The organism is Streptomyces sp. NPDC021115 (genome assembly GCF_044333065.1).
GTDB lineage: Bacteria > Actinomycetota > Actinomycetes > Streptomycetales > Streptomycetaceae > Streptomyces.
Map to the genome: position 1 here is coordinate 1 of NZ_JBIRQF010000027.1, position 12,176 is coordinate 12,176.

General features: G+C 71.1%; 10 protein-coding genes. 2 read left to right on the forward strand and 8 right to left on the reverse strand.

The features are described from left to right. Positions 1–155: 155 nt before the first annotated feature. From ACH4TL_RS42140 to ACH4TL_RS42170, 7 genes are all read right to left on the reverse strand, one after another. Positions 156–1,952, reverse strand: coding sequence for a hypothetical protein (locus tag ACH4TL_RS42140; RefSeq protein WP_398329772.1), 1,797 nt, complete (start codon positions 1,950–1,952; stop codon positions 156–158). 1 nt (position 1,953) lies between these two features. Beyond that, positions 1,954–3,372: an ATP-binding protein gene (locus tag ACH4TL_RS42145; RefSeq protein ID WP_398329769.1), complete on the reverse strand. Its 1,419-nt coding sequence runs from the start codon at positions 3,370–3,372 to the stop codon at positions 1,954–1,956. An 82-nt stretch (positions 3,373–3,454) separates the two neighbouring features. Then, positions 3,455–5,017 (reverse strand): SCO6880 family protein, encoded by a 1,563-nt coding sequence (locus ACH4TL_RS42150; protein ID WP_398329766.1) that lies wholly within the window; start codon positions 5,015–5,017, stop codon positions 3,455–3,457. Then, positions 5,014–6,351 carry a hypothetical protein gene (locus tag ACH4TL_RS42155; protein WP_398329763.1) on the reverse strand — a complete coding sequence of 446 codons (1,338 nt, stop codon included), beginning with the start codon at positions 6,349–6,351 and terminating at the stop codon, positions 5,014–5,016. Before ACH4TL_RS42155 ends, ACH4TL_RS42150 begins: the two co-directional genes overlap by 4 nt. Next, positions 6,341–7,237: a hypothetical protein gene (locus ACH4TL_RS42160; RefSeq protein WP_398329760.1), complete on the reverse strand. Its 897-nt coding sequence runs from the start codon at positions 7,235–7,237 to the stop codon at positions 6,341–6,343. Before ACH4TL_RS42160 ends, ACH4TL_RS42155 begins: the two co-directional genes overlap by 11 nt. Positions 7,238–7,538: 301 nt before the next feature. Beyond that, positions 7,539–7,847 (reverse strand): hypothetical protein, encoded by a 309-nt coding sequence (locus tag ACH4TL_RS42165; RefSeq protein ID WP_009716148.1) that lies wholly within the window; start codon positions 7,845–7,847, stop codon positions 7,539–7,541. A gap of 250 nt (positions 7,848–8,097) precedes the next feature. After that, positions 8,098–8,304 carry a DUF397 domain-containing protein gene (locus tag ACH4TL_RS42170; RefSeq protein WP_398329757.1) on the reverse strand — a complete coding sequence of 69 codons (207 nt, stop codon included), beginning with the start codon at positions 8,302–8,304 and terminating at the stop codon, positions 8,098–8,100. Between the two features lie 195 nt (positions 8,305–8,499). Here ACH4TL_RS42170 and ACH4TL_RS42175 point away from each other — a divergent pair, with 195 nt between their 5' ends. Beyond that, a complete protein-coding gene (locus ACH4TL_RS42175) occupies positions 8,500–9,507 on the forward strand; it encodes an NlpC/P60 family protein (RefSeq protein ID WP_398329754.1) in 1,008 nt (335 codons plus the stop codon). Positions 9,508–9,721: 214 nt separating this feature from the next. Beyond that, entirely contained in the window at positions 9,722–10,438 is a 717-nt protein-coding gene (locus ACH4TL_RS42180; RefSeq protein ID WP_398329751.1) for a phosphatase PAP2 family protein, read from the forward strand. A gap of 92 nt (positions 10,439–10,530) precedes the next feature. Here the strand turns inward: ACH4TL_RS42180 and ACH4TL_RS42185 are convergent, their stop codons facing one another. Then, positions 10,531–12,120 (reverse strand): FAD-binding oxidoreductase, encoded by a 1,590-nt coding sequence (locus ACH4TL_RS42185; RefSeq protein WP_398329748.1) that lies wholly within the window; start codon positions 12,118–12,120, stop codon positions 10,531–10,533. Between the last annotated feature and the right edge of the window lie 56 nt (positions 12,121–12,176).

The window sequence follows — 12,176 nt, forward strand, 5'->3', positions numbered from 1 at the left end:
TGGTACTGCAGGGGGGACCCTGTGGGAGAGTAGGACGCCGCCGAACAAATTTTAGAAAGGGCCCTGTAGGGAGCTGAAAAGCTTCCTACAGGGCCCTTTCGCTTTGTGCCGTGTGCCGTGGGGACCCCCTCCGCTCTCCGCCAGCTGCGGGGCGCTTACCCGACCACCGTGCGGTGCGGCCACCGGGCTCGTGCCTGCTCCTGCGAGCGCATCAGCGCCAGCGTGGGGAGCCCTTGGGCGGCGCCCTGGGCCAGCAGGTCGGGCAGCGCCGGAAGCGGCGCCACGGCGGCCACATCGTCCAGGACCAGGGTGAGTGGTGGGTCGAGCCGACCGGAGGATGACCGTTCGGCCATGCGCCGGCCGTGCTCGACCACGTGTGAGGCGAGTGCGGTCAACAAAGGCATCGCACCCGGCTGAGTCCGGGGGTCCTCGATGGAGTCCCCCATCAGATAGAGGGTTCCCCCTTCACCGATGAATGACTCCAGAGCGAGCCCATCGGGCCGTCCCGGATTGCATGCGTCCCGGATGTGGATCGACGAGAGTGCGCCCAGCGCACGCGCCGTCAGTTCCTGGGCCATATCGCGGCGTTCGGGGTGCGCGGTGAGGGTGGCTTCCAGCTCGCCCGCCGCGCCGCCCGCCGCCTTGGAATGCGTACGGAGGATCCGTACCGGCTCATGGGCGGAACTGCCCTGCGCCCAGCGGTGTACGTGGCGGAAGGGGCGGCCGTCCACCGCGGCCGCGTGCAGCCAGCAGCGCAGCATCGTCTCCGCGGCCTCCGCCATGGGCTGGTCCATCGCGTGCGCGGGGCGTACGGGGGCCAGCAGGGCGGCGGCGCGGGCGGCCGCGACCTCGCGGGAGCCGCAGCCGTCGGCCGGGTTCCAGCGCAGCCGGGCTGGGGTGTCGAGGAGGTGGGACGGGTCGAAGACATGGGTGGGCCCGAACTTGGCGCGGGCGTCCTTGGACGCGGCCCACAGCTCGGGATCGCTGGTGACGACGAGGACCGGGCCGACCGCCTCCAGGATGGCCTGGGCGGCCGCGTTGCCGCGCTCGGCGCCGAAGAGGACGCGGGACCGGGCCGGTTCCCCGCCGGGGCGGAACAGCCCGGCGGCGAGGTCGGTGCCGGAGGTCGAGGCGGGGGCGGGGGTGGCCGGGTCCTGGGGGCCGTGCGGGGCCGGGGAGGACGGCTGGGTGCGTTCCAGGGCGACGGGGCCGGTTGCCGTCTCGTACGCGGCGGCTGACGGGGCGACCGGTACGTCGGCGGCGGAGGCCTCCACGGGAGTTTCGTGGGCCGGGAACGTAGCCGGGGCTCCCGGCGCGGTGGTCTGCTCGGGCAGGACGGGCGTGCTGTGCTCGTCGCCCGGTCTACCGGGGCCAGGGCCGGAGCGCGGAACCGGCTGAGGGGCTTCGTGGGGCGTTCTCGCCCCCGGGCTGACACCTCGCGCCGTGCCCTCAGGGGCGTACGCGGCGGGGCCGGGCGCCCGCTCCGTACCCGTGCCGTCGCCGGCGACCGCAGAGCGGGCGGCGCCCTGGGCGGCCTCCGCCCGGGCGGTGCGGCGCTTGGCACGGACCAGCCGGTAGCGGGTCAGCGTGCCGATCGCGAAGATCGCGACCACGATCAGCACCATCAGCTCGCTGATGAAGACGCCCCAGAACAGCCCGTACCCGGACAGCTGGCCCTTCGGCGTGGCGGGCCAGGCGGCCGCCAGGTTGTGCGGCTCCTCCACCAGATGGCGCAGCGCCAAGGGCGTGTGGACGAACGTCAGTCCGTCCGGCCAGGCGCCGTGGGCGAAGAGCGCGGACAGGCCGGTCGCCGACCAGATGAGGACGGTCAGCCCCAGCAGGAAGGCGATGAGTCCGAGCAGCAGCCCGTCCGGGATGCCGCCCTGGGGGGACGGCTGTCTTCCGTGGTCGCCGCGCTCCGCGGGTCCGCCGCGGTACTGCCCGCCCGCCACGTCAGGCCACCGTGGAGCCGTACGACGGACCGCCGTAGGGGTCCGCCTCCGCCGCGGCCTCGACCGCCGCTGCCGCCCGCTCCTCTGCCTCCGCCTCGGCGGCCAGCTGGACGGCGAGCCCGTCCTCGGTCATCGCCCGGTCGGTGTAGACGAGGGGGCGCTCGGCCTCGGTGATCAGGTGTTTGACGACCTGTACGTTGCCGTTGACGTCCCAGACCGCGATGCCGGGAGAGAGCGTCGGAATGATCTCCACCGCCCAGCGAGGCAGACCGAGTACGCGCCCGGTGGCCCGGGCCTCGTCCGCCTTCTGGGCGTAGATCGTCCGGGTGGAGGCCATCTTGAGGATCGCCGCGGCCTCGCGCGCCGCGGCGCCGTCGACCACGTCGGACAGATGGTGGACGACGGCGACGAAGGACAGGCCGAGCCGTCGGCCGAACTTCAGCAGCCGCTGGAAGAGCTGGGCCACGAAGGGCGAGTTGATGATGTGCCACGCCTCTTCGACCAGGAAGATGCGCTTCTTGCGGTCGGGCCGGATCCAGGTGTGCTCCAGCCAGACGCCCACGATGGCCATGAGGATGGGCATCGCGATCGAGTTGCGGTCGATATGGGACAGGTCGAAGACGATGAGCGGCGCGTCGAGATCGATTCCCGCCGTGGTCGGACCGTCGAACATGCCGCGCAGGTCACCGTCGACCAGCCGGTCCAGCACCAGGGCGACGTCCAGGCCCCAGGCCCGTACGTCGTCCAGGTCGACGTTCATCGCCTCCGCCGACTCCGGCTCGGGGTGGCGCAGCTGCTCGACGATGTCGGTCAGCACCGGCTGCCGGTCGGTGATGGTGTCGTTGACGTAGGCGTGCGCGACCTTGAGGGCGAAGCCGGAGCGCTCGTCGAGCCCGTGCCCCATCGCGACCTCGATGATCGTACGGAGCAGGGCCAGCTGACCGGTCGTCGTGATCGACGGGTCGAGGGGGTTGAGCCGGATGCCGCCGTCGAGGGCCGCCATCGGGTCGAGCCGGATGGGCGTTATCCCCAGCTCCTGGGCGATCAGGTTCCACTCGCCCACGCCGTCCTCGCCCTGGGCGTCCAGCACCACCACTTGGCGGTCGCGGAACCGGAGCTGACGGAGTACGTACGTCTTCTCCAGCGCCGACTTGCCGTTGCCTGACTCGCCGAGCACCAGCCAGTGCGGGGCGGGCAGCTGCTGGCCGTACAGCTGGAACGGGTCGTAGATGTAGCCCTTCCCGGAGTACACCTCGCGCCCGATGATGACGCCCGAGTCGCCGAGGCCCGGAGCCGCGGTCGGGAGGTAGACGGCCTGCGCCTGCCCCGTGGACGTGCGGACCGGCAGCCGAGTCGTCTCCACCTTCCCGAAGAGGAAGCTGGTGAACGCGTCGGTGACGGCGGTCATCGGATCGGCCACGGCGGAGCCCCTATCGTCCCAGTCCCAGTCGTCTCAAGCGTCTCAGGGCCGTCTCTGACGGCTATCGATCAGATGCGGTCGGCTAACGGCGGATACCGGTCGCGAACGGCAGCGTGTTCACAAACGCCCGGTGGTGCTCACGATCGCACCACTCCAGCTTGAGATAGCTCTTCCCCGCCGAGGCCCGGATGGTCCGCTTGTCGCGGGCGAGACCCTCGGGCGAGCGGGAGGAGACGGTGATGTAGCCGACCAGGTTGACGCCCGCGGCGCCGCTGGCCAGGTCCTCGCCCCGCTGGTCGAGTCGGCCGTGCGCCGCGATGTCGCGCGGGTCCACCGTACGGTTCATCTTCGCGGCGCGGCTGGCCTCGGCCTCGTCGTTGACCTTTTCGGTCAGCATGCGCTCGATCGCGATCTCCGTGGGCTCCAGATCCATGCAGACGGCGACCGTACGGATGACATCGGGGGTGTGGACGAGCAGCGGGGCGAGGAAGTTCACCCCGACCGGCGTCATGGGCCACTCCTTCACCCATGCGGTGGCATGGCACCACGGCTCGCGGGTGCTGGACTCGCGGGTCTTCGCCTGGAGGTAGGTGGGCTCCATCGCGTCCAGCTCGGCGGGCCAGGCGTTGCGCTTGGTCATCGCCTGGATGTGGTCGATGGGGTGGTCCGGGTCGTACATGGAGTGGATGAGCGAGGCCAGCCGCCCCTGCCCGAGGGGCTGGCGGACCCGGATGTCGGCCTCGGCGAGCCGCGCGCAGATGTCGGTCAGCTCGCGCGCCATGATCACGGCCAGGCCCGCGTCCTTGTCCATCCTGCCGCCACCGGCGCTGCGACGGGTGGCGCGCGCGATGGCCTGCGCCTCGGCGGCCAGGTCGCGGGTGTAGTGCATGCAGGCGACGAGATACGCGCGGTGCTGTTCGGAGGACGTGGACACCATCGACTGGAGCTGGTCGTACGAGTCCTTGAGCCAGCCAGGGGAGCCGTTGTCGCCGCGCCGCTCGACGTCCTTGGCGTGTGCGTCCGGGTCGGCGGGGAGGGTGCGGGCCAGCATCTGGAGGCGCGTCACGAAGCCGTCGCCGTTGGCCACGTGCTTGAGCAGCGTGCCGAACCGGTCGACCAGGGCCTCCTGGTCCTCGCTGTCGCGCAGGCCGACGCCCGGGCCCTCGATCTCGATCGCGGCGGTGACGGTGCGGCGGTCGGCGTGCAGCAGGACGGCGATCTCGTCCGGGCCGAACGGCGCGGCCAGCCAGTTGATCCGCCCGATGCCGGGGGGCGGGCCGACCTCCACCTCACGGCCGTCGAACCGGGTACCGGCCTCGGCGGCACCGGAGCGGTAGGCGGTGGTGCCCTTGCGGACGCTGCGCCGGTAGGAGCGGTTGATCTCGAACCAGCGGTAGAACGTGCGCCCGTTGTACGGCACGTACACGGCGGCCAGCGCGATGGTCGGGAAGCCGACGAGGGCGACGATGCGCAGCGACAGCACCGGCACCAGCAGCCCGCACATCATCCCGATGAACGCGCCCGTGATGATCAGCGCGATCTCGCCGGTCTCGCGGTTCTTGCCGACGATCGCGTTGGGGCGGGCACGCCCGATCAGATACGTGCGGCGCGGCGCGACGGCATGGGACTGGGCATCGACCGTCACCGCCGGTCACCTCCCGGGTTGTTGCCTGAGCTGTTGTTCTGCGAACGGGGGGCGGGGGCGGACCCGCCGCCCCCGGAGTTGCCGGTGCGGCTGGCGCCGGAGGCGCCTCCGCCGCTGCCGCCGCCGCGGGAGCTGTGCGCGGCGACACCGCCGGATACGGGGTTGGCGGGCTTGGCCTGGGCCGGGCGGGCCCCGCCGCCTCCGCCGTCGCCCCCGCCACGGGCGCTGTGGGTGTTGATGCCCTGCTTCACCAGGGCCGCGGGCGAGCTGATGACCGCGGCGGCCTGCCGGGACGCGGGGTCGGCGCTGGCGCTGCGGGCCTTGACGATCTCGTCGCCGAAGCCGGGCACGAAGCGGTAGATCATCGCGCTGGCGAAGATGGCGAGGATGATGATGGAGAGGCCGGAGACGACGGCCGAGAAGGCGTCGGGCTCGTTACCGGAGGTGGACAGCGCCCCGGCCAGGGCGAGGACGATCACGATGACCGGCTTGACGAGGATCACCGCGATCATGATCCCGGCCCAGCGGCGGACGTGCCCCCACATGTTCTTGTCGACGAGCCCGGCGTAGACGGCCGTGCCGAGCAGGGCGCCGACGTAGAGCAGGGCCGCGCGGATGACCAGCTCCAGGCAGAGCACACCGGCCGCGAGGATCGTCACGAGCGACACGACGATGAGCATGATGGGGCCGCCGCCGATGTCCTCGTCCCGCTTGAGGGCCTGGGCGAAGGACCCGAAGAAGGCGTCGTTGTCGGCGCCGGTGCCGGAGGCGATGGCATCCGTGACGGCGTCGGTGGCGGTGACGACCGTATAGAGGATGAGCGGGGTGAAGGCGGAGGCCAGGACCGTCAGCCACAGGAAGCCTATGGCCTCGGAGAGTGCCTCACCGAGCGGGACGCCGCGGATGGCGCGCTTGGCGACGGCGAGGAGCCAGAGGATGAGGGTGAGGACGGTCGAGGCGGCGAAGACGACGGCGTACTGGCGGAGGAAGGCCTCGTTCGTGAAGTCGACGTTCGCCGTCTCTTTGACGAGCTTCGAGAGCTTGCCGATGATCCAGGCGGCGGCGTCGGCGCAGCCGCGGGCGAGGGAGGCGGCGGGGTCGAGGGGATTCGACGGGTCGGAAGGGGCGCCGGAGCCACCGCCGCCGCTGCCCTTTTCACAGTTTTCGCGGACCTGGCCGAGGAGCGCGCTGCAATCGTCCTTGTCACTGCCGGATGGGCTCGGTGTGGGCGAAGGGGCAGCGGCCGCACGGGTCGCCAGTAGTACGGCGGCCGTTTGAACGGCCGCCAGAACGCCCGTGAGCGTGAGAGCGCGGCGGCTCGGGCTAGCGGGCATAGGTGAACCCTCCGTACTGCTCGACTGCCTTGGCGATCTCATCGGCCGTGGAGGCGGTGTTGTCGCTGTTGACGGGGGCGGGGCCGGTCTTCTGGGAGTAGCTCTCGGCCTTCCAGTCTTTGTCCGCCCAGCGCAGCTTGAGCGTCATGGTGAACCAGTCGTTGGTGACCGGATTCTTCGATCCCTCTCCCGCCGTGCCGAACACCCCGGTGCACCACACCGACACCGTCGCCGTGGTGTCCGTGAACTTTGCGATCTTGGTGCCCAAGGGGGCGGTACGCGAGATGTAGGTCATGCCGTCGGGCGCCTTGCCGTTCGCGTCCAGCCCGATCTTCTCCAGAGAGCCGGCCGAGTATGCCTTGTCGAGCTTGGTCTGGAGCGGGCCCGCGGCCGTGGCCGTGAAGATCTGCGGAAGGATCTCGTGTCGCTGCTCGCGGTTGAGCATCTCGGCAGACCCCAGCGCCACCGCATAGTTCGCCGCCGCGCTCTGTGCCCCCTGCTGGGACTTCGCGAAGCCCGACGCGATGCCCGTCGTGCCGTTCTTGCCGGTGACCGGGCGGGTGCCGGTGGGGGCGGTTGGCTGGGCTTGGGTGTCGGTGCCGCCGGAGTCGGTGTCGGACGAGCCGCCGTCGCCCTGGCCGCCGCGGTTGACGAAGGCGATGGCGGCGAGGAGCAGGACGACGACGCCGACGACCGTGATCAGGTTGCGGCTGGGCTTGGCGGTCCGGCCGGGGCCGCGGCGGGGCGGGCCGTAGGGGTCCTCGTCGCCTTCGGGTAGCCGGGTGCGCGTCAGGTGGCCGCCGGAGGCCGTGCCGCGGGTGCGGCCGGCGTCGTGGCCGTCGTAGTCGTAGTCACCGCCGTAGCCGCCGTCGCCGCCGAGACTCATCGCGTGCTCGCCCCTTCAACCGTGCCGACCCTGCTGCCGTCCGTGGTCGCTGTTCCACCACGCTGGTACGACGGTAGCGGCGTGGACCGACGTGTGGGCGTGGTGGTGTGAGTGGACATCAGACTGACACGACCTCGGCGACGGGGGCGGCGGGTGCGGGCATCAGGAAGCAGCCTCGGGTACGGAGGGTGGGGCCGGTAGGGGGGATCGGGGGCGGAGGCTCGGGGGCGGGGGCGTGCGCCGCGCGTGGGGGGCGGCTCCGGTGCGCGGGGGCGCAGGCCGGGGCGTGGCGGGTGCGTGGCTAGATGGCCATGCCGTACACGATCGTGAAGAGCGTGCCCAGTGAGCCGATGATGAACACGCCGGTGAGCCCCGCGACGATCAGTCCCTTGCCCTGCTCCGCGCTGAAGGTGTCGCGCAGCGCGGTCGCGCCGATGCGCTGCTTGGCCGCGCCCCAGATCGCGATGCCGAAGCACAGCAGCAGCGCGACGGCCATGACGACCTCGATCATCACGCGGGCCTCGCTGCCCAGGCTCCCGAAGGGGCCCCAGTCTGGGGCGATTCCGCCGATGATGGTGTTGATGTCGCCCTTTTCGGCCGCTAGGAACATATTGAACTCACCGCCCCTTATGGGTAGTTGTGTGCCCCGCCGGGTCGGCGTGGGTCGGTCTCTATCTTCGCTGACGATTCCGCTTCCGCATGTCGACTGGGCGGCATTTCTTGGCGGATCTCGTACGTGTTGTGGACCACGGTGACCTGGCAGGAGGACGAGCCATGTCCATCAGGGTCCGTCAGGTGCCCTATGGTCACTCTGTGTATCACGCGGGTGGGCGCCGGGCAACGATCGGTAGCAGAGCCCTTCATTCCTCCGCGAAGTCGTCGAACTCGCCCGCCTTGACCCCCTTGAGGAACGCCTCCCACTTGGCCTGGGTGGTGACGACGACCGTCTCCGGGGCGTTGCTTTCGCGCATGTAGATCCGGCCGTCGGGGCCCGCGGCCACCTCCAGGTAGGCGCCCGCCCCCTCGTCCTCGTCGGTCGAGGCCCGCTGCCAGTCCAGCTGCGTCATCCTTGTTCCTTGGGGTCCATGGGGTGTGAGGTGCTCGGTCGGGCCGGACTTTACGCGGTCCACGGGGGTGCGCGGAGGCGGTACAGAGGGCGCACGCCACCGGTCGCCCGTAGGGTTTCGGCTGGCGAGCGGCTGATTTTCGCCGTGCGTACGGAAACACGTTCGTACCGAGGGCTGATGGGGGAGGATGGCCGGGTGCGTAAGGTCTGGCTGGGTGTCAGTGTCGGTATCGGAGTCTGTCTTTCCTTCGTCGTCCTGCTCGTTCTCGGCACTTACCTGGTCGCCGCGAACCTCGCGGGCGGTGGCGGCGGCACCAGTGTCGGACTGGCGAAGGGCGCCGTCCCGGCGTCGTACGCGCCGCTGATCCAGCGGTACGGGAACTCCTGCCCCGCCCTCAACCCGGCCCTGCTCGCCGCGCAGCTGTACCAGGAGAGCGGCTGGAACGAGAAGGCGCAGAGCCCGGCCAACGCCAAGGGGCTGGCCCAGTTCATCCCCGCCACCTGGGCGTCGCACGGGGTGGACGGCGACAAGGACGGCAAGCGGGACATCTGGAATCCGAACGACGCGATCCCGTCCGCGGCCGCCTACGACTGCTCGCTCGCGAAGTATGTGAAGGACGTGCCGGGCAATCTGACGCACAACATGCTGGCGTCCTACAACGCGGGCGCGTACGCCGTGATCAAGTACAACGGTGTGCCGCCGTACCGCGAGACCCAGAACTACGTGAAGACCATCACCAACCTGGCCAAGAGCTTCGAGGCGCCCACGCAGACCGTGCAGCCGTCGCGGCAGTCGGCCGCGGCGATCTACTTCGCGCAGAAGCAGCTCGGGAAGCCCTATCTGTGGGGCGGCAACGGGACGCCGGACCAGGACGGGCGGTTCGACTGCTCGGGGCTCACGAAGGCGGCGTACAAGACGGTGGGGATCGAGCTGCCGCGCGTCGCCAACGACCAGTGGAACGCCGGGCCGCATCCCAAGCGCGACGAGCTGCTCCCCGGCGATCTGGTCTTCTTCGCGTACGACCTCGACGACCCGAGATCCATCCACCACGTGGGGATCTACGTGGGCGGCGGGAAGATGATCAACGCGCCCTACACTGGTGCGGTGATCCGCTTCGACCCGATCGACTCCCCGGACTACATCGGGGCGACGAGGGTGACGCAGGATGGCGCAAAAGCGCTGCCCAAGCCCGACGCCGCGTAAGGATTCGCTCTGAGCTGCGGCGATGGGTCACCCTTCGGTAACGTCCCGGTGATCGTTGGGTAGCGAACGGAACGCTTGGCGCGATGAGGGCGTTTCCTGGAAGTGGATCGGCGGCACACCCTTCGGCATCGCTCGCCGGGGCCGCCGGTCGTGGGGAATCACGGGGGTCGGCAGCTGTACGTAGCGACAGGTGAGAGATAAGGGGCCGCGGCACATGTCTGGACTCGCACTGGACGGGTCGAACCCCGATGTCAGCCTCCTCTACGACATCAACGGGCTCGCGAAGGACGCCCCGCACTGGTTCGACCGCGTGATGGAGTTCGTCGGCGAGTACGGGATCGTCATCGGGCTCGTTCTGGTGGGCCTCGGCGCCTGGTGGAGCGTGCGCAAGCGGGGGCAGGACGCGCCGTCGGCCGTCGCCGGGCTGATGTGGGCGCCGCTGGCGGCCGGGATCGCGCTGATCGCCAACATCCCGATCCGCGAGTTCGTCCAGCGCCCCCGGCCGTTCAAGGACCATCAGCTCGAGGTCCTGGTGGCGGGCAAGACCGACTTCTCCTTCGTCAGCGACCACGCGACGCTCACCATGGGGCTCGCCGTCGGGGTCTTCATGGCCCACCGGCGGTACGGGCTGGCCGCGATAGGGCTCGCGCTGCTCGAAGGGTTCTGCCGCGTCTACATGGGCGTGCACTATCCGACGGACGTCATCGGCGGGTTCGCGCTGGGCACCGCGGTCGCGCTGCTGCTGGCGCCGCTGGCGATGATGCTGCTGACGCCGCTCACCACGACGATCGCCGGGTCGCGGGCCGGTTGGCTGATACGGGCCGGGGGTCCCGCTCCGGCGGCCGCGGCGGGCGAGGGGTTCCCGGAGTTCCCCGAGGCCGGGACCCGTTCGCCGGGTACGGGGCGCGGCAGCAAGGACCTCGCGGCCTGACGCGAAGAGCTGAAACGGGCGGTCCGGCAACGTGCCGGGCCGCCCGTCGTACGTGGAGAAGGACTCGTACGTAAACAGAGGTCAGGCCGTGCTCACAGCGCCTGCGGGAAGTCGAAGAGCCGCTTCGGGTCGTAACGCTTCTTCAGCCCCGCCAGCCGGTCCGCGCCGGAGCCGTAGTACGCCGAGCGCCAGTTCTTGAGCGTGGCGTCGGTGTAGTTCTGGTACGCGGCCCCGGAGGCGTAGCGCCGCATCGCCGAGTGCGCCGAGTCCAGCCAGGCGTTCTGCGGGGCGCCCGCGCCGCCCGCCGCCCAGGAGGCGGTGTACTGCGCGAGGAACCGCGAGCGGCGGTGGACGAAGGCGGTGGCCCGCGGGTCGACGCGGTTCACGGCGCCCCCGAGCGCGGTGAGCGCGATGCTGACCGCGCCGCCGCCGCTGGTGCGCCGCCCGAACCGCTCGACCTGGTCGAGCATGGCGCGCACCCCCGCCTGGCTGAGCGAGCGGTCGAAGAAGTCGGACCGCGCCGCGTACGTCTCCCGCTTCAGCACCCCGTCGGCGCTGCGGCCGGGCTTGTCGCCGGGCAGATGGCAGCGGCTGGTCGAGGTGTCGCCGCAGCCCGCGTACATGCGCATCGCGTCGACGTACCCCCGGCGGCGCAGGGTCACCCGGGAGGCCGGGCCGGGGCCGCCGGGGCCGTCGGCGAGCCGGTCGACCGCGTTCTGGAGGTCGCCGTAGGTGCCCAGCGAGAAGCAGCTGATGGAGACGGTGGGGGTGTGGCCGGGGGCGGCCGACAGATGCAGCGCCGACCAGATCTCGTCGGGCTGGTCGGGGCCCCACTTCTGCCACGCGCTGAGCACCTTGGCCGCCTTCGACCAGGGCCAGGACATGTAGGCGGTGACGCCGTCGCCGGGCTTGCGGGTGCGGAAGCGCAGCTCGGTGACGACGCCGAAGTTGCCGCCGCCCGCGCCGCGCAGCGCCCAGAAGAGGTCGGGTTCGCGGTCCTTGGAGACCTGGAGGGTCTTGCCGTCGGCGGTGATGAGGGTCGCGCCGGTGAGGTGGTCGGAGGTGAGCCCGTACGCCCGGGAGACCACGCCGTGGCCGCCGCCGAGGGTGAGCCCGGAGATGCCGACGCTCGGGCAGGAGCCGCCGGGGACGGTGACGCCGTGGGCGCCGAGGGTGGTGTAGACGTCGATGAGCTTGGCGCCGCCGCCGATGCGGGCCTCGCCGGTGGTGGTGCGGATGGAGCGGAGCGCGGAGACGTCGATGACCAGGCGGCCGTCGCCGCTGGAATAACCGGCGTAAGAGTGGCCGCCGTTGCGGATGGCGACGGGGGTGCCATGGCGCCGGGCGAAGTCCAGACATGCGGTGATGTCAGATGTATTGCCTATATAGGCGACACCGGCAGGCCGCAGATCGTCGAAACGGGTGTTGTACAGGCGCCGGGCGGCGGTGTAGTCGGCGTCGCCGGGGCGCACCAGATCGCCGTGCAGCGCCCTGCCGAGCGCGCTCCAGTCGGCGGCCTTCGGCTTGCCGTCGATCGCGGCGGGCCGGGCGCCCGAACCCGAGACGAGGGACGTACGGCCGCCGGCGGCGCGTCCCGTGGTGGTGTTGCTGCTGCACGCCGCGGCCCAGGTGGCCGTGGACGCCAGCCCCGCGCTCGCTGCCAGCAGTGTCCGCCGGTGCATGGCGGTGTCCCCTCCCTGTCGACCTTGTCCCCTGGGTCGACCGGGCCACCGCCGTT

Excerpts from the sequence above, each read along its gene's own strand:
- ACH4TL_RS42185 (WP_398329748.1), bottom strand. The coding sequence starts at position 12,120 with ATGCACCGGCGGACACTGCTGGCAGCGAGCGCGGGGCTGGCGTCCACG.
- ACH4TL_RS42165 (WP_009716148.1), bottom strand. The coding sequence starts at position 7,847 with ATGTTCCTAGCGGCCGAAAAGGGCGACATCAACACCATCATCGGCGGA.
- ACH4TL_RS42170 (WP_398329757.1), bottom strand. The coding sequence starts at position 8,304 with ATGACGCAGCTGGACTGGCAGCGGGCCTCGACCGACGAGGACGAGGGG.
- ACH4TL_RS42160 (WP_398329760.1), bottom strand. The coding sequence starts at position 7,237 with ATGAGTCTCGGCGGCGACGGCGGCTACGGCGGTGACTACGACTACGAC.
- ACH4TL_RS42180 (WP_398329751.1), top strand. The coding sequence starts at position 9,722 with ATGTCTGGACTCGCACTGGACGGGTCGAACCCCGATGTCAGCCTCCTC.
- ACH4TL_RS42155 (WP_398329763.1), bottom strand. The coding sequence starts at position 6,351 with ATGCCCGCTAGCCCGAGCCGCCGCGCTCTCACGCTCACGGGCGTTCTG.